A 16,193-nucleotide genomic window follows, 5' to 3' on the forward strand; every position below is an offset into this window, starting at 1 on the left:
TTTAACCATGAAAAAAACAAACGTATCAATCACGTTCATTCTCAGTTTATTTTTTGCAGTCAATCAAGTATTTGCGCAAAGTGAATTAAAGCAGATGCCGGCTGATCAAAGAGCAAAATTGCAAACAGAAAGGATGACTGCCTCGCTCAAACTGGATGCGGAACAAACCCAGAAAGTGGGACAGATCAATCTGAAATATGCACAGAAAATGGATCCGGTCATTGAGGGCTCAGGGAGCAAAATGTCCAGGTTCAAAGCTTTTAAGTCGATCAACAAAGATAAAGAGGCGGAATTAAAAGGTGTACTTACTACCCAGCAGTTCCAACAGTTTCAGAAACAGCAGCAGGAGATGAAAGATAAATTAAAAGAGCAACGACGCTAAACATGAAAACGATAAAAAAAATAGTAACAACCGCGATGGTGATCACACTTTGGTGGATAGTCGTCGAAGTACAAGCACAGGACAAAAAGGTTGATCCGGCACTCCGTAACGAATTGAAAGCTTACACATTGACCCATATTATGCCGGTCATGAAGTTGAAACGGGTTATTTTGGAAGACGAACTGACTGAACTTGAAAAGAAACAGATCGCCGGGCTGAGAATACAATTAACCCAGATACGCAAGGCAAGAAAGGAGTCAAACCGGACGCTGTGGGAAAGAATGGATGGAAAAGAATTGGACGAAAATCAAACAGCAATGACGCTATCCGAACGAAAACAGATCCGGAAAATCATGCTGGAAGCGTTTTCTATTGCTGATAAACATGAAAAAACAATTGATCAGATCAGCCTGGATACCAGGATGAACCGGGAAAAATGGAGAAAAGAGTTAAGAGAGATCATAGAGAAATTCAAGGGCAAATCAGCTGGCGATTTCTTTGTGCGATTGGAGCGAACCGGTGCCGGACAGTCAGTCAGGCCTGCTTTATTTCTTCTTTGGGATCCTGCAAAACAATACTAACCCGTTATGAAATTACAAATGATAAAAACCTTGCTTTCTTGTGTTATTGCGTACATTTTTTTGGCATGCAACACTCAAAACGTAACGCCGGATGATCCGAATCCACCTTATGACTTTAACCAGGTAGATAAGTTCATTGAAACAAATCTGGCTAATTATAATGATCAGGTGGTGGTGCTGGTATCACAAAACGGAAAGTTGATCTACCACAAAGCAATGGGCCTGGATTCAGCGAGCATCAAGCCGATTGCGTCTGCCTCGAAGTGGTTGTCTGCCGCAGTGATGATGAGTATGGTAGATGACCATAAAATTTCGCTCGATGATACTGTTGGTAAGTTCCTCCCTATTTTTACAAAGAATAAAAAGGGCGATATCACAATCCGGCAACTTTTTTCGCACACCGCAGGCTTTGACGGGGACTCGCCGCAAGGCTTTGAATACCAGCGAGACATTACCCTGGCCGCGGCCGTAGACTCCATTGCATTGTACGTTCCCCTCGCGTTTTCTCCGGGATCTGCATTTAGCTACGGAAGTTCAGCAATGCACATTGGGGGCAGGATCGCCGAGCTGGTTTCAGGCAAATCATGGCAAGATTTATTTAATGAAAAAATAGGAAATCCTTGTCAGATGAATGTTCGTTACGGCTCTGCATCCAATCCAATTATAGCCGGCGGGGCAAATACGTCGGCGGCAGATTATCTGAAATTCTTGGAAATGGTTGTAGACAAAGGAATGTATAAAGGAAGGCGGGTTTTGAGTGAAAGTGCACTGGCCGTTATGCTGTCTGATCAGACAAATGGAGCGGTTATTAAGGGTACGCCGTATGCAAGCAACCCTTTTTCTCCTTATCCCAATACCTCAATTCGGTATGGAATGGGCAATTGGCTGGATGTTGTGGATGCGGGTGGGAACGTGCTGGAAAGCAGTAGTCCCGGTCTTTTCGGTACCCACCCGTGGCAGGATTCCAAAAACAAAATGGCCGGAATTATTTTCACGCAAACTACCCCTAAAAAAAGCGCCCTGACCAGTCTCGAAATCAGGAAGATGATCCGGGATATTGTGAACTAGAACCCACACGAGGAGAAAAATCGCCGCGGGTGTATCCAAGCCAGGGTACACCTGCGGGCATGCCGTGGGCAGGCTCGCGCTGTCCGGGGCATGATAAGAGAATATGGGGGCAATTTTCCCGTCAGGATGGTAGGAGAATAGACTTACACATCTGCTTTCTGGATTTTCAGGCAATACCCTTGTTAGAGTTTTCACCATTGCGTTTCTTCAGGGATTTGATGATCCGCGCAGGCGACAAAAGTAGCTGCTGCCAAAACCACACTTAATGCGAGAATCATTGGCATTATTATTGTTTTCATGACCTTTCTGGTTTTCTAATCTGAATACTTATTGGATAAGTGTCGGATTGATCACGATATGTGCCTCAGATGCATCAACTCCCAATGAATAATTGTGCGGCGCGGCAATTAGTATTTTTGATGTTTCGATGTTGTGGAACGCATAAAGCACATTGCCGGTAAAATTTGTGTAAACTGGCGTGTCAAGCGGCGGCAAATACTCGACCGTAATATGATAGGCAGCATCAGAAATAACAACTGCGGTCTGACCAAAAGGCAGTGATTGAAGTTCTATGGGTACCTGCGGATGAAGCGACGGAAAGATGGCGGTAGAATAAAATGAAGCAATGGTAGCTGGCTTGCCGGTTGGTTTGTCCAAAATATACCCTGAACTGGCATCAACAGAGGCGTTTGCAATACGTTTTACGTGCAGCTTGATTTTGAAAGTGACATCAATCGTATTAAGGTTTTGGCTGAAACGGTACCAGGCGAATTGCATTGGCAATACCACATCCGGATTTTGCGGGGTGATGGTAGCAAAAATATCATTGATTGTTAACCCTTTGGCGAACTCTGCCTTGACGATTTCAAACTCGCATGGAAAGAAGCGTGGTGTCCCATCCGATCGTTCGCACAGCTTGTCCGGGTCGGGAATATCGTGGTCGGTACATGAAATGGCCACAGCAATCGCCAGGATTGCAGTGAATGGGAGGAGTTGAAGCACTTGTTTGATCTTCATCAGGCATGAATTGGTTAGTCGGCGTGGAATTCAAAATGAATGTTAATGCATGCTGAGGGCAAAGGCCCTCACTGCGATATCCAGATCGATCAGATTTTCTTTTGAAACCGCATCGGCCCCATCGGTCATCACTTTTTTTCTTTCCGTGTCGTTGAATGTCAGCAAGCCCCCTGACAGGCAAAGGAGTGTTGCCATAGGAGGGGCTTACCGCCTTGAACGGATCAGGCATCGGCAATTTTCATTACAACGCGTCCCTGAATTTCACCTGCCTTCATATCAGCAAAAACATCGTTAATGTCCTCCAAACAAGCCGTGGAGACAGTCGCTTTCACTTTGCCATCCAGTGCAAACTCTATCGCTTCGTGCATATCCTTTCTGGTGCCTACGATGGAGCCACGAATGGTAAACCGGTTTAGCACGGTTTCAAAAATGGGCAAATCAAATCCACCGGGGGGCAAACCATTCAATGCGAGAGTGCCTTTTCTTCTCATCACAGAAATACCTTGCTTGAATGCGATCGGGGATACTGCGGTAACCAATACACCATGCATTCCGCCGGTTTCTTTTTTCAGGTATTCTCCCGGGTCGTTTTCTAATGCATTGACGGTCAAGTCTGCTCCCAGGTTTTTTGCCAGCTCTAATTTATCGTCTGCAATATCAATGGCCGCTACATGCATGCCCATTGCTTTGGCATATTGTACCGCCAGGTGGCCAAGACCTCCTATGCCCGAGATCGCGATCCATTCTCCTGCCTTTGTTTCAGTTTCTTTAATTCCTTTATAAACAGTCACACCTGCGCAGAGAATTGGCGCCATCTGGATCATGTCGGTTCCTGCCGGCAAATGGGCGACATACCGGGCATCGGCCAAAACGTATTCGGCATAGCCGCCGTCGACACTATAACCTCCGTTTTGCTGGGTTTCGCATAAGGTTTCCCAGCCAGTGGTGCAGTAGTCGCAGCATCCACAGGCACTATATAGCCATGGAACCCCGACGATATCACCTTCCTTTACATTGGTGACCTCCGGGCCGACAGCCGCAACATAGCCAATTCCTTCGTGTCCGGGGATCAGGGGAAGCTTGGGTTTGACCGGCCAGTCGCCATCCGCAGCGTGCAGGTCAGTATGGCAAACCCCACTGGCGACGACTTTTACCAGAATCTGGTGCTTGCCTGGTGTCTTGACCGGCATTTCTTCTATTTGCAAAGGTTTGCCGAACTCCCGGACAACCGCAGCCTTCATTGTTTTTGGTAGCATCACGATAAGATTTTCAGAAACTGATTTACTTTGAGATGGTAAATTTCAATCCTAAATAGCCTTATTGTCAGGAGTGTAGTCAGTCAATCAACTGACTTTTATCAGTTTTGGAGATCCGTTAAAGTTAATTGCGGATCCGGACTAACTTGGCATATTCCAGAATATTTATCAAACTACCTTTTATGTCGATAAGGCGCTCATCCAGGAAGGTTATTACTGATTCCATAATGAGAACCGGCTCGGTCCGGAGAGAAACCAGCCTTTTCATTTCCTGGGATATCAGCTCCGAAGCATTTGTATTAAAACGAACGAATTTTTACATAATCCAAAACCAACAAATCTTCATCAATTTGTTTATTTAATCTTTTCTTTCAATTTATGTGTGTGTTGGCCGAACACGAACGAAACATTATTCGAGAGCGGACAAAGGCTTGTCTGGAGTCAGCCCGTGCACGTGGTAGATCTGGTGGAAGGCCAGAAGGATTAAGTGAGCGTTTTCGAAAAATCGCCCCGGAAGTCAAGGAAATTTATGAAAAGAATAGTCGGAGTACGGATGAAATCCGTGAGATGTTCAAAATAAAGAGCCAGCCTACACTTTACAAGATTTTAAAGTACAGTGGTGTTGATATTAAGGGCTTTTTGAAGAAGAGACGATAGTGCTGTGGCTCTTTGTGCGGCGGCCGCTGCCGTACAATCTTTTACTTTAACCCTATACGACCCTATTGCAGTATCGACCATAGCCAGTATGATGGCAGCCTGACTAAACTGCTGGCATCATTGGAGTAGGTAGGTCAACGGTTTACCGTTACCTGGAAGCACTGGGACAGAAAAGGAATTTATAAAAGGAAAAGCGAATTTTTTAATGTAATAAGCTATATTACAAATAATTAAATCAATCTCGTGTAACATTCACCCCTTTTCTTTAAGCTAGGGCAACAATGTCGATTATATGGTGAGTGTGGTAAGTATAGCAACTCAAAAGTAATAAGATAATGAAAAGTTCGATCTTAATTTTTGTCGTTTTTTTTGTTTGTTGCAAGCAAAAAGTAGCCGTTGAAGATTATTCTTCAATAGAGCAAACTCTACAGATCTTAGTTCAGAAGGGAGAATATTTTAAGCTTAAAACGGATGTTCATAAATACGAAGCAATACTTCCTGCTAATAATTTGCATTTTTACCAGGCTTTTATCGAGAGTGCTTTTAATAATTGCCCCAAGTCAATTTTGTTAATAAAATCTCTCCTTAAAAATGATAACACTTCACTTAAAGATTCTGCCCGCATTGATTTGATGCTTCTACTACGGGACAACTATTTCAAAACATTTCAATATAAGCAAGCAGCCGAAGTCGGAAAAGACATAGTAAAGAACTACAAAAATGTTTTAGGCGATAGATTACATGATGTAGAAAATACACTCCTTATCCATGAAGGACTAAAAGATATTCCCCTTCAACAAGTCGATCTTAAAAAAGTCACTCTTAAATGGAAACCGAATAAATTAGGATTAATAGAAATTCCGCTCAAAACTAAAACGTCAACTCAGGGGATAGTTTTTGATACTAGAGCACATATTTCAACTGTAACACAAAGCTTCGCCAAAAAGTTGGGGCTAAAAATATTGGATGTTTCTTTCCAAGAATCAAGTGGAATAACTGGAATAAAATTCCAGTCTGGGCTGGGAGTAGCTGACAGTTTATATCTAGGAGACATCTTGATTAAAAATGCAGTCTTTCAGGTATTGCCAGATGAACAGCTTCATTTTCCTTCCTTAAATTATACATTAGACGGAATTTTAGGATTTCCGGTAATCACACAGTTAAAAGAAGTTCACATTCGCAGAAACGGAGATTTTGTTATTTCACCAAACCCTACTCACAGTAATTTAAACAACTTAGCCTTTGATGGCTCTACAACGGTAATTTCAGTTAAAAATGATTCCGATACATTAAGTTTTCATTTTGATTCTGGTGCAACAGCAAGTGAGTTTTATAGTAACTATTTTAATAGGTATAAAACTGAAATTACAAAAAAAGGCAAAACTCAAACAGTCGAAAGTGGGGGTGTTGGTGGGTCCATAAAAATACAGGTATACATCCTGCCAACTATCAATTTGGCAATTGGTGAGAAAGAATTACAACTTAAAGAAATTGCTGTTCGCACCGTTCCAACTTTTATAAATCAAAAATATAATGGCAACATTGGACAAGATGTTATCAATCAATTCGACGAGATGATTCTTAATTTTGACTCAATGTATCTTAATTTTAAATAGCTTTTAAGCAATTCAGCAGACATTTGAGTTAAATTAAAAGAAAGTACGGCAGCTGCCGTCAAAAAAATCACCATGGATTTTGCACAGCAAACCAGCGGGGATTATATCGCCTGTATTCAAATCTCAGCGCTATATCCGAAGATTTCATCCAGATTCATCCAGCATAATTGTGAAGATAGGCCAACAAAAAAATACTTGCCCAAAGTTAATATTTTGTAAAAAGTACTATTAGAACTTTCTACCGGGGGACGGTACTTTATGTACAATCTTTTAATCTAACCCTATGGATTAGTTTCAAGGGTCTCAATGTAGTTGGGAGTCAGGTTAATAACGTGCAGAACGGTCACCTCTCCTTGGTTTAAAGCCGCAATTTCGATGGCGAACCGAAGCGCCTGCTCAGAGGCTTTCGAAAAATCGCAAGGAACAAGAGTGTTTTTCATCAAACAAAGTCTTTGGTTAGTTAAAGTGTAAGGCATTTTCAACATAAAATAAGCGGATCGAAAACTTTCATACCTTGACAGGGCTCAGCCCGGATTATGATCGTGGTCACTAAGTGCCGGTAATCCTCTTCGCTTCCAGAATTTGTAAATCTCAAACCAAAAAACGGATATAAATCCAACCAACATGCTCAGTAAAATCTGCGCTGGGTCGGGAGTTCCCAACTTAAAAAGTGTTCTTAGCGTGGCATTAAGGAAAATAAGAGCGCAAAGCGACATAGATATCGCTAACACCCACTGGATCAGGTCGTTTTTATAGCTCAACGTTGTAAATAGCGATTTTTGAAATGAACGGTTTGTCAGCGTCAAAGAGAAATTGGCCGAAATCAGACAGGTGAAAACCAAAGACCTGGTTAGTGGCCCTGAATAGTCATTGTGCAACGCATACCAATATACGCCAAACAAGCCCGCTGTAATGACCAGGCCTTGGAGAATGCTGAGCAGTACTTCACCTGAACTAAGCAAGCTACTTGTGAATGGGCGTGGCGGCTGTGACAGGACATCTTCGTCGGCAGGCTCATTTTCGTAAACGATCGAACAGGTCGGTCCCATGATCAGTTCAAAAAAGATCACGTGGACCGGAGTGAAAATTTCTGCATATCTCCATCCGAGCAGCAGCGGTACAAACACGGTGAGAATGATTGGGATATGGATGGAAATAATATACCGGATCGCTTTTTTCAAGTTGCTATATATTCTTCGCCCAGCCGAGATGGCGTCTACCAATCCTGACAGGTCATCCTGCTGCAGAATAAGTGCGGAGGCCTGCTTGGCGATTTCGCTTCCCTTTTTGCCCATGGCAATGCCAATATGAGCCGCCTTTAGCGCCGGACCGTCATTTACACCATCACCGATCATGGCCACAATGTGGCCATTGGCTTTCAGCGCATTGATGACCAGGAGTTTTGCCTCAGGAAACATGCGGGCGAAAATTGCCGTGTTTGTTACTGACTTTCTAAGATTCTTCTCATCCTGCCCCATCAAACTCTGTCCGGTCAAGACATTTTCCACGCCACGAAACCCGATCTGCGCTGCTATGTTCCGGGTCGTGGCTGCATGGTCGCCGGTAATGATTTTTACTTGCATCCCAGCTCGATAAAGAGACTCGAGTACGGACTGGATGTTCTCCTTAGGAGGGTCGTAAAAAGCGATAAGTCCTACAAAGTGAAAATCGATTTGCTGCTGGGTTTGTGGGAATTCCTTCCCGGAAAAATTACTCTCACCAATACCTAAAACCCGGTATCCGCTCTTTGTGAATTCATTGACAGCCTTCAGGGTGTTTTCCTTCTCTTCATCGCTTAATCGGCATACCGATAAGATAGCCTCTTGCGCCCCTTTTGCGGCTATGATCCTTGTACCAGCCGCGTTTTCAAATGCGTGAGTCATCATCGGGGGGGGTCCACTCAGCGGATATTCATACACCATCTGGAAGCCAGGGCGGTCATCCTTGTCCGACCACTGTTGATATGCCTGGTGAATGGCGATTTCCATAGGGTCAAACGGGTCGGGCTCACTTGCCCACATGGCTGTTGACAAGAGATGAAGGGTCCCGCGGTTCAATTTGTCAGTAATAGATACAATTGCATCTTCGTCAGGCAGATAGATCCCAGCCAGCGACATCCTGTTTTCAGTGATGGTTCCTGTTTTGTCCGTACAAATAATGGTGGCGCTTCCAAGGGCCTCAATGGTTTTTGCATTCTTGACGATAACGCCCATTTTCATCAGGCGAAATGCACCCAATGCCATAAACGTGGTGAATGCAACGGGTATTTCCTCGGGCAGAATACTCATCGCTAGGGTAAGTGCCTTCATCAGACTGTCCAGTACATTTTGTGACCTGCTGTAATTGATCGTCCAGACAAACGAAAACACAACAGCGCCAATCAATGCCATATTCCTTACCAGGTGATTGATCTGGATTTGCAGCGGTGTTTTCTGGGTTTCAATTGAGTCGAGGCTTTCCCCAATCTGGGCGAGCCGTGTTTGATTTCCAATGGCTGTCACAAGGCAGACCGCGCGGCCGCTGGCAACAAGGGTACCCTGGTAAATCGTTTCAGAAACATATCTGAAAACAGACATTGATTCCCCGCTTAAAATCGATTCATCGACCGAAAAATCGTGGGCGTTTATAATTGTACCGTCCGCTGCAATCCGTTCTCCTTCTTGCAGGACCAGCCAATCCCCGACAACAATGTCTTCAACTGAAATCCTGGACTCGATCTTATTTCTAACGACAAGACTTTTGGGCTCGGTAAATTGCCTGAGCTTTTCCAGCGCACTTCTGCTTCTTGTATCCTGATAGAGCGAAACAATTGAGATCAGCACAATTGCGGCAACCATCATGAAGCCTTCTTGAAGGGAGCCTGTCAAAAAATAGATGCTGGCAGCGACTAGGAGCAGTATCAGCATCGGCTCTTTGATCAGCGATATCAGCGCTACCAGAAATTCGTTTTTAGATCTCCCTTCCAGAAGATTCCGCCCGAACCTATCCCTAGACGCCAGGACCTGGGCATCAGTAAGCCCCTGACCTGCAACGGTATTCATATTTTGCACGGGAGTATTGTTAGCATGATGGAGGCGAAATTGTGCTGATCAGCTCAGGATCACCATCGGCGCTTTAAGATCGCTATCAACAGGCTCTTTGTGGTAAACTAATAGCGGAACTTGGGTATCGACGGTTAATTTTTTTGTCATCGAAGGATTCAGCAACTTTTCAAGAAAGCCTCTCCGCCGGTTAGAAACGATCAGCAAGTCCGCTTTTATTTGATCACAGTAATTTCCCAGCCGATCCATCACGTGATCACCATTGAGTATAGCGATGTCACCACGATCAATACCCAGCTCACGCTCGATTTCATTAATATACTGCCCGTCAGGTTGGATGTCCAGCTGCTCGTCGGAATTCACTTTTACAAGTTGGAGCTTACTTTTTAATTGTTTGCTCAGAGCGACGACATCAAGCAGTATCTGCTTCTCGTCAAATTCCAGTTGGGTAGCATATACAATCTGATCGAACCGCGTCATTTTACTTTCCGGTGGTATAATTAGGACTGGGCAATGGGCATGCAGTGCAATGCCGGTTGCCGAGCTGCCTATCAATTTGTCTAAAAAGGTTCGGTGACCAGTCCTTCCAACGATGATCAGATCCGCTGAAATTTCTTTGGCTTGTCTGAGTACAGCCGTTTCCACGCTATCTGTTTCGAAAATGGCGTCGGCACGGTACCCTTCCTGCTGGGCGTTGGAAACCCGTTGGTTCAGTTTTGCACGGTAATCGTCTTCCAACTGCGGATAGATGGGGGCCGTTCCAATCGATTCAGGGATCATATAATCGCCCACGTAAGGCTGGTGGGCATACATGATCGATAGCTTTGCGCCGGTTTTAACAGCTATTTGCTTTGCTGCGGCCAATGCCTTGTCCCCGTTTTCGGAAAAGTCAATAGGTACCAGGATCGTTTTCATATGAATGCAAGTAAATGTGAGAGGCTCTTATCGAGTGTGTTACAAAAATCGCGGCTGTTAGCCTGCAAAAGAATGACGAAGGTCATGCCCTTTTGAAAGCTTGGTCAGTCGATGGGTTTTTTTGATCAATAAATTTGCTTAGTCAAGGATAATAGCGAAAAATGAACGGTGGCGGCACAATCAATTCCATTTTTGATGTCGATCTTTCGGCAAAACCGGGTGAAAGCTATTGGACTGACGGCAACCGGGGGCAGCGAGAGGAATCTATCTACTTCCTTTCGATGGGCCGCTTCCACGATGATCTTGAGAGGAAACCGGCAGGCAAACCAGAAAGCAATGTTCGCGAAGCATGTTCAATTTGGAAGATCCCCAGGGAAGCTCATTTAGGTTTATTTACCGGCAGTAAGGAAGCAGTATGCCAACCGGATGAAACAACGCGTGGCATTGGGGTTTACAAGGGACATCCACGGCGATCTTCACAGTGGCAATATCTTTAATGGATGGCCAGCCCATCATCTTCGACTGCATTGAATACAATGATGCTTTCAGGCAGATCGATGTGTTGAGCGAACGCGGCGGAAAAGTATCTGCGCCTGATCAGCGATTATATTAATCAAGCACAAGCCTAGTCTGATTTTTTTCATCAGGTAAAAACGGGAAAGACGCGATGATCTTGTGGCACATTTATTTACAAGTGCCCGGAAAAAAAAGAAGGCTAATAAGTTCAACCTTAACCATTACGGATATGTCTGTTGTAAAAGTAATCGAAGTGCTGGCAAACTCGACCCAAAGCTGGGAGGATGCCGCCCAAACCGCAGTAACAGAAGCTGCAAAGTCTTTAAAAAGCATACGTTCAGTATATGTCAAGGAATTCCAGGCTGTGGAGGAAAACGACCAGATCACCCAGTACCGCATCAATGCCAAGATCAGCTTCGAATTGAAAGATAGTGAAGGGCCACAAACCTAGCTGCTTGCCGTCTGGATTGTATCCAATCTTATTCAACAAAAAAACACTCGTATGGAAAACGGAAAAGAAAGGCTGGGCGTCGCCCTGGTTGGTCTGGGGCAGTACGCTACAGGTCAGCTGATGCCAGCATTGAAAGAGACAAAAAACTGCTGCCTGGCTGGTCTGGTGAGCGGTAGCAAAGAGAAATTGAAACAATATCAATCAGAGTTTGGTCTGGATGACAACGGTCTTTATAGCTACGAAGATTTTGACAAGATTGCTGATAACGACCAGATCGATATTGTCTACATCGTGCTGCCCAACAGCATGCATGCCGAGTACAGCATCCGGGCCATGAAGGCGGGAAAGCATGTGATTTGTGAAAAGCCCATGGCAATGAATGTTCGAGAATGCGAGCATGTCATCGAGACGATCGGGCAAACCGGGATGCATTTTTCGATGGGCTACCGCCTCCATTTTGATCCTTTTAACCGGGAGATGATGCGGCTTGGCCAGGGGGAAAAGTTTGGACAGGTAAAAAAAATCACACTTTTGGACAGCATGGATATTGGTGAGTCAAATCAATGGCGGCTTGATCCGAAGCGCTCGGGCGGTGGGCCTTTGGTAAACAACGGCATTTACTGCATCCAGGCAGCGATCTATATCACCGGCAAACTTCCCACCGTGGTGGATGCACGCTTTGCAGATAAAACAGACCCGTCCAAATTCCAGGGATTGGAGGAAGGGATTACCTGGACGATGTATTTTGGAGACGAAGTGATTGCCGACTGCGAATGTAGCTACTCCAAAAACCAGAACCTGATGCGCGCCGAAGCAGAGTCGGGCTGGTTTGAGCTGGACCCGGCCTACGAATATGAGGGTTTGAAAGGAAGGACTTCGGAAGGAGGGATGGATTGTAAGCCAGTCAACCAGCAAGCTTTGCAAATGGACGACTTTGCGCTTTGCATCATTACTGACCAGCCATCCAGGGTGCCCGCCGAAATGGGTTTGCGTGATATGAAGATCATCGCCGCTATTTATGAATCTGCCGAAAAACATTCGAAAATCGATTTGTATCTCAATGAGTTTGCCGAGCTCAGTGAACCATAATCCGGTCGTGCACAACATTGAAAATACCTAAACTCTGATTAGATGTCACCAACGATCCTGGCCGTTAATGCAGGCTCTTCCAGTCTAAAATTTAAAGTTTTCAATGCTCATACAATGGAAATGATCTGGGCTGGGAAAGCTATGGGGATAGGGTCTATAAGCGGAAGCTTTCATGTAACTGATGAGAATGGCCACGATGTTGTTTCAAAGAAACTAAGGGACACATCCGAGCCACAGGTGATTGAAATGCTGATCAACTGGATTGATGAAAAGGAGCTTATCATCCAGGGCATTGGCCATCGGGTGGTCCATGGAGGTGCACGTTTTTTTGAGCCTGCAATAGTTAGCAAATCGCTCATCGGGGAGTTGAAAAAGGTTGAAAAACTTGCGCCGCTGCACCTTCCCGACATACTTTCAAATTTGTCCAGTTTTTTGCAAGCATTCCCCAAAACATTGCAGGTTGCCAGTTTCGATACCGAATTTCATAAGGATATACCCGACCAGGCCAAATATTACGCGTTGCCTGCAAACATCAGAAAGGCAGGGGTACACCGATATGGATTTCACGGCCTATCCTGTCAGTATATCATCTCGCATTTGAAACAAATGAGGGTTGGAATTGAAGGCAAAAAGATATTGATTGCCCACCTCGGAAGCGGTTCGAGTCTGACGGCTGTTCTGAATGGCAAAAGTGTTGATACTGCGATGGGGTTTACACCTGCCGGAGGGTTGATCATGGGATCGCGTTCGGGAGATATTGATCCGGGGATCGCACCATTTTTATTGAGGTCGCGGAACTTGTCTGCTAGACAGCTCGATGAATTGTTCAACAAAAAATCCGGTTTGCTGGGCATTTCAGGAAAGACAGACGAGATCTCAAAGCTTCTTGAAAAAGAAAAGTCAGATCCGGCTTCGCGATTGGCCCTGGCCATGTTCTGTTATTCGGTAAAGAAGGCGATTGGTCAGTTTGCAGCCGTTCTGAACGGATTAGACGAACTGGTCTTTACAGGTGGAATCGGAGAAAACGTTCCACAAATCCGACAGAGAATCTGCGATGAAATGGATTACCTGGGAATTCTTCTGGATGAAAATTTGAACGCGAAACATCCAGCCGAGACTATTAGCAGTGAGTATAGCAAAGTTTGCGTCCGTGTGATCGCCGCGAACGAAGAGTACGTTTTGGCTGAAAATGTGAAGGCGTTTTTATAAACCAATCAGTGTAGAATAGATATGGACGATAACAATTTTGAGCTGCTGCATCAATACTGGCAGGCGTGCAATTACTTGGCGGTTGGGCAAATATATCTGAAAGACAACGTACTACTCAAACAGCCGCTGACGGTTGCGCACATTAAGCCACGGCTTCTCGGCCATTGGGGCACTTCCCCAGGATTAAACCTGATCTATGTCCACTTAAACAGGTTGATTAATGCTACCGGGGCAAAAATACTGTTCATCGCAGGCCCTGGCCACGGCGCACCAGCCGTACTGGCAAATACCTATCTGGAAGGAAGTTACACCGATATATATCCCGAGATTACACAAGATGAGCAAGGCATCCAAAAATTTTTCAGGCAATTCTCTACGCCAGGCGGCATTCCGAGCCATGTAAGTGCTGACACACCTGGCTCCATCCATGAAGGAGGTGAGCTGGGATATTGCCTTTCTCACGCCGCTGGGGCCGTGTTCGATAATCCTGACCTGATCGCAGCATGCGTGATCGGTGACGGTGAGGCCGAAACTGCACCGCTCGAAGGAAGCTGGAAATCAATCCGTTTTCTAAATCCGGGGCGTGATGGGGCTGTGCTGCCAATCCTTCATTTGAACGGGTATAAGATTTCAAGTCCAACTGTACTGAGCAGGCTCCCGAAACAACATGCGATTGATTATTTGAAAAGCTATGGATATGAAGTTCATTGGGTTGAAGGCAGCGATCCCAAAGAAGTCCATGCTGATTTGGCAAAGCAACTTGATCGGGCATATCAAAAAATCCGGGAAATACAGCAGGCTGCACGCAGCGGTAGCGACTGGCAGCAAATGCCTTGGCCATTGATTGTGCTTCAAACCCCCAAAGGATGGACTTGCCCTAAGGAACTTGACGGCCAAAAGCTGGAAGGTACATTTAGGTCACATCAAGTGCCTTTGGAAGATGTTACCCAAGACGATCAGCAACTTGCGCTGCTTGAGAAATGGCTTCGCAGCTACCAGCCCGAACAGCTTTTTGATGAGCAGGGCAGGTTAACGTCAAACCTTAAAGGTCTGATCCCGGATGCTTCCAAGCGAATGGGGAGCAACTTATCTGCAAATGGTGGATTAAAGTTAAAAGAGCTCAATCTGCCCGAGCCGCAACATTACCAGCTGGAAGTACGTTTGCCGGGCCAACATTTTGGGCAGGCCACCATGCAGCTTGGCAGATACCTGCGTGATGTTTTTAAATTAAATGAGAAGGCCGCTAACTTCCGCCTTTTTTGTCCTGATGAAACCGAATCCAACCGTCTGGGAGATGTCTTTGAAGCAACGGGCCGTTTTTATCTGGGTGAGCCCAGAAGTGAAGACGAAAACTTGTCTGAAACAGGGCGGGTTATGGAAGTGCTCAGCGAGCACCTGTGCCAGGGCTGGATGGAAGGCTACCTGCTGACAGGAAGGCATGGAATATTTTCATGCTACGAGGCATTCATTACCATCATTGATTCGATGTTCAACCAATACGCAAAGTGGTTGAAAACGTGCAGCGAGCTTTCCTGGCGCGCGCCTTTGGCATCCTTTAATTACCTGCTGACTTCGCATACGTGGCGGCAGGACCACAATGGTTACAGTCATCAGGGCCCAGGCTTTATTGACACGGTTGCCAGCAAAAAGCGGGAGATCGTAAACATTTATCTGCCACCGGATGCGAATTCGCTGCTCGTGGTTATGCATGCATGTCTGTCTTCCAAAGATAAAATAAACCTGGTAATCGCAGGCAAACAGCCTGAGCTGCAATGGATGGACTGGAAAGCTGCTATGCAGCATTGCGAAAAAGGGATTTCAGTTTGGGAATGGGCAGGGAACGATCAGAATTCAGAACCTGACATTATTCTTGCCTGTGCTGGTGATGTGCCAACATTGGAAGCTGTCGCTGCCAGCTGGCTGCTTCAAAAGCATTTCCCGGAGCTTAAAGTCCGGCTCGTCAATGTGGTCAACCTGTTATCCTTAACCCCGGGAAAAAACCATGCACATGGGGTTTCCGATGAAGATTTTACTAAAATATTTACGGAAAATACTCATGTCATTTTCGCCTTTCATGGATATGTGGGCATCATACATGATTTGATCCATGGAAGGCCGAATCCCGAGCGCTTCCATGTCAGGGGATTTAAAGAAGAAGGCACTACAACAACACCTTTTGATATGGTAGTGCTCAATGAAGCCAGCCGGTATCACCTTGCTATCGAGGCTATTTCAAGAAGCGGGACCAAAGGTGCAGACCAGGTCATTGGTGGTTTCAACCAAAAACTATGGGAGCATCACCAATACATCCGGGAGCATTTGCAGGATATGCCCGAAATCAGGGATTGGAAATGGTTAATGCCAGCTTAATGTGATTTTATAATTTTTACCAATC

Annotated in this window: 17 protein-coding genes; 11 read left to right on the plus strand and 6 right to left on the minus strand. The window is 45.3% G+C overall.

Features of this window, described 5'->3' with window-relative positions:
- Positions 1-7 precede the first annotated feature (7 nt).
- The 3 genes from ON006_RS05740 to ON006_RS05750 are packed head-to-tail and all read left to right on the plus strand — an operon-like array spanning position 8 to position 2,031.
- Positions 8-382 (plus strand): DUF4890 domain-containing protein, encoded by a 375-nt coding sequence (locus ON006_RS05740; protein ID WP_244819436.1) that lies wholly within the window; start codon positions 8-10, stop codon positions 380-382.
- A 2-nt stretch (positions 383-384) separates the two neighbouring features.
- Positions 385-963 carry a hypothetical protein gene (locus tag ON006_RS05745; protein WP_244819435.1) on the plus strand — a complete coding sequence of 193 codons (579 nt, stop codon included), beginning with the start codon at positions 385-387 and terminating at the stop codon, positions 961-963.
- Between the two features lie 6 nt (positions 964-969).
- Entirely contained in the window at positions 970-2,031 is a 1,062-nt protein-coding gene (locus ON006_RS05750; RefSeq protein ID WP_244819434.1) for a serine hydrolase domain-containing protein, read from the plus strand.
- Positions 2,032-2,358: 327 nt separating this feature from the next.
- On the opposite strand, the gene ON006_RS05755 is transcribed toward ON006_RS05750, so the two are convergent.
- From ON006_RS05755 to adhP, 3 genes are read right to left on the minus strand one after another with little or no spacing between them, the layout of a single operon-like run.
- Positions 2,359-3,048, minus strand: coding sequence for a hypothetical protein (locus ON006_RS05755; protein ID WP_244819433.1), 690 nt, complete (start codon positions 3,046-3,048; stop codon positions 2,359-2,361).
- A gap of 42 nt (positions 3,049-3,090) precedes the next feature.
- On the minus strand, positions 3,091-3,243 hold the full coding sequence (locus tag ON006_RS05760; RefSeq protein ID WP_244819432.1) for a hypothetical protein: 153 nt from the start codon (positions 3,241-3,243) through the stop codon (positions 3,091-3,093).
- 26 nt (positions 3,244-3,269) lie between these two features.
- Positions 3,270-4,304 carry an alcohol dehydrogenase AdhP gene (gene adhP / locus ON006_RS05765; RefSeq protein WP_244819431.1) on the minus strand — a complete coding sequence of 345 codons (1,035 nt, stop codon included), beginning with the start codon at positions 4,302-4,304 and terminating at the stop codon, positions 3,270-3,272.
- 378 nt (positions 4,305-4,682) lie between these two features.
- Between adhP and ON006_RS32280 the strand changes: the two genes are divergently transcribed.
- Positions 4,683-4,961, plus strand: coding sequence for a serine integrase family protein (locus tag ON006_RS32280; RefSeq protein WP_374760193.1), 279 nt, complete (start codon positions 4,683-4,685; stop codon positions 4,959-4,961).
- A 335-nt stretch (positions 4,962-5,296) separates the two neighbouring features.
- A complete protein-coding gene (locus ON006_RS05775; protein WP_244819430.1) occupies positions 5,297-6,577 on the plus strand; it encodes a retropepsin-like aspartic protease in 1,281 nt (426 codons plus the stop codon).
- Between the two features lie 281 nt (positions 6,578-6,858).
- Here the strand turns inward: ON006_RS05775 and ON006_RS05780 are convergent, their stop codons facing one another.
- From ON006_RS05780 to ON006_RS05790, 3 genes are all read right to left on the minus strand, one after another.
- Positions 6,859-7,017, minus strand: coding sequence for a universal stress protein (locus ON006_RS05780; protein WP_244819429.1), 159 nt, complete (start codon positions 7,015-7,017; stop codon positions 6,859-6,861).
- 84 nt (positions 7,018-7,101) lie between these two features.
- Positions 7,102-9,618 (minus strand): cation-translocating P-type ATPase, encoded by a 2,517-nt coding sequence (locus ON006_RS05785; RefSeq protein WP_244819428.1) that lies wholly within the window; start codon positions 9,616-9,618, stop codon positions 7,102-7,104.
- Positions 9,619-9,666: 48 nt separating this feature from the next.
- Positions 9,667-10,533, minus strand: a complete 867-nt coding sequence (locus tag ON006_RS05790) for a universal stress protein (RefSeq protein ID WP_244819427.1) — start codon at positions 10,531-10,533, stop codon at positions 9,667-9,669.
- 161 nt (positions 10,534-10,694) lie between these two features.
- Between ON006_RS05790 and ON006_RS05795 the strand changes: the two genes are divergently transcribed.
- The 6 genes from ON006_RS05795 (at position 10,695) to ON006_RS05820 (ending at position 16,168) form a co-directional block, all read left to right on the plus strand.
- The gene (locus ON006_RS05795; protein ID WP_244819426.1) at positions 10,695-11,030 is read left to right on the plus strand and encodes a hypothetical protein; all 336 of its coding nucleotides are present in this window, start codon (positions 10,695-10,697) and stop codon (positions 11,028-11,030) included.
- Entirely contained in the window at positions 11,015-11,146 is a 132-nt protein-coding gene (locus tag ON006_RS05800; protein WP_255772821.1) for a hypothetical protein, read from the plus strand. Before ON006_RS05795 ends, ON006_RS05800 begins: the two co-directional genes overlap by 16 nt.
- Positions 11,147-11,278: 132 nt before the next feature.
- Positions 11,279-11,500 (plus strand): dodecin family protein, encoded by a 222-nt coding sequence (locus ON006_RS05805; protein ID WP_244819425.1) that lies wholly within the window; start codon positions 11,279-11,281, stop codon positions 11,498-11,500.
- A gap of 51 nt (positions 11,501-11,551) precedes the next feature.
- Positions 11,552-12,589: a Gfo/Idh/MocA family protein gene (locus ON006_RS05810; protein WP_244819424.1), complete on the plus strand. Its 1,038-nt coding sequence runs from the start codon at positions 11,552-11,554 to the stop codon at positions 12,587-12,589.
- Between the two features lie 42 nt (positions 12,590-12,631).
- The gene (locus ON006_RS05815) at positions 12,632-13,798 is read left to right on the plus strand and encodes an acetate/propionate family kinase (protein ID WP_244819423.1); all 1,167 of its coding nucleotides are present in this window, start codon (positions 12,632-12,634) and stop codon (positions 13,796-13,798) included.
- A 21-nt stretch (positions 13,799-13,819) separates the two neighbouring features.
- Complete coding sequence (locus tag ON006_RS05820) at positions 13,820-16,168, plus strand: phosphoketolase family protein (protein WP_244819422.1); 2,349 nt, start codon at positions 13,820-13,822, stop codon at positions 16,166-16,168.
- The last annotated feature ends 25 nt before the right edge of the window (positions 16,169-16,193 follow it).

It is taken from the genome of Dyadobacter pollutisoli, from assembly GCF_026625565.1.
GTDB classification, from domain to species: domain Bacteria; phylum Bacteroidota; class Bacteroidia; order Cytophagales; family Spirosomataceae; genus Dyadobacter; species Dyadobacter pollutisoli.

Excerpts from the sequence above, each read along its gene's own strand:
- ON006_RS05780 (WP_244819429.1), bottom strand. The coding sequence starts at position 7,017 with ATGAAAAACACTCTTGTTCCTTGCGATTTTTCGAAAGCCTCTGAGCAG.
- ON006_RS05810 (WP_244819424.1), top strand. The coding sequence starts at position 11,552 with ATGGAAAACGGAAAAGAAAGGCTGGGCGTCGCCCTGGTTGGTCTGGGG.
- ON006_RS05775 (WP_244819430.1), top strand. The coding sequence starts at position 5,297 with ATGAAAAGTTCGATCTTAATTTTTGTCGTTTTTTTTGTTTGTTGCAAG.
- ON006_RS05805 (WP_244819425.1), top strand. The coding sequence starts at position 11,279 with ATGTCTGTTGTAAAAGTAATCGAAGTGCTGGCAAACTCGACCCAAAGC.
- ON006_RS05820 (WP_244819422.1), top strand. The coding sequence starts at position 13,820 with ATGGACGATAACAATTTTGAGCTGCTGCATCAATACTGGCAGGCGTGC.
- ON006_RS05760 (WP_244819432.1), bottom strand. The coding sequence starts at position 3,243 with ATGGCAACACTCCTTTGCCTGTCAGGGGGCTTGCTGACATTCAACGAC.
- ON006_RS05790 (WP_244819427.1), bottom strand. The coding sequence starts at position 10,533 with ATGAAAACGATCCTGGTACCTATTGACTTTTCCGAAAACGGGGACAAG.
- ON006_RS05795 (WP_244819426.1), top strand. The coding sequence starts at position 10,695 with ATGAACGGTGGCGGCACAATCAATTCCATTTTTGATGTCGATCTTTCG.
- ON006_RS05740 (WP_244819436.1), top strand. The coding sequence starts at position 8 with ATGAAAAAAACAAACGTATCAATCACGTTCATTCTCAGTTTATTTTTT.
- ON006_RS32280 (WP_374760193.1), top strand. The coding sequence starts at position 4,683 with ATGTGTGTGTTGGCCGAACACGAACGAAACATTATTCGAGAGCGGACA.
- ON006_RS05815 (WP_244819423.1), top strand. The coding sequence starts at position 12,632 with ATGTCACCAACGATCCTGGCCGTTAATGCAGGCTCTTCCAGTCTAAAA.
- ON006_RS05745 (WP_244819435.1), top strand. The coding sequence starts at position 385 with ATGAAAACGATAAAAAAAATAGTAACAACCGCGATGGTGATCACACTT.
- ON006_RS05755 (WP_244819433.1), bottom strand. The coding sequence starts at position 3,048 with ATGAAGATCAAACAAGTGCTTCAACTCCTCCCATTCACTGCAATCCTG.
- ON006_RS05750 (WP_244819434.1), top strand. The coding sequence starts at position 970 with ATGAAATTACAAATGATAAAAACCTTGCTTTCTTGTGTTATTGCGTAC.
- adhP (WP_244819431.1), bottom strand. The coding sequence starts at position 4,304 with ATGCTACCAAAAACAATGAAGGCTGCGGTTGTCCGGGAGTTCGGCAAA.
- ON006_RS05785 (WP_244819428.1), bottom strand. The coding sequence starts at position 9,618 with ATGAATACCGTTGCAGGTCAGGGGCTTACTGATGCCCAGGTCCTGGCG.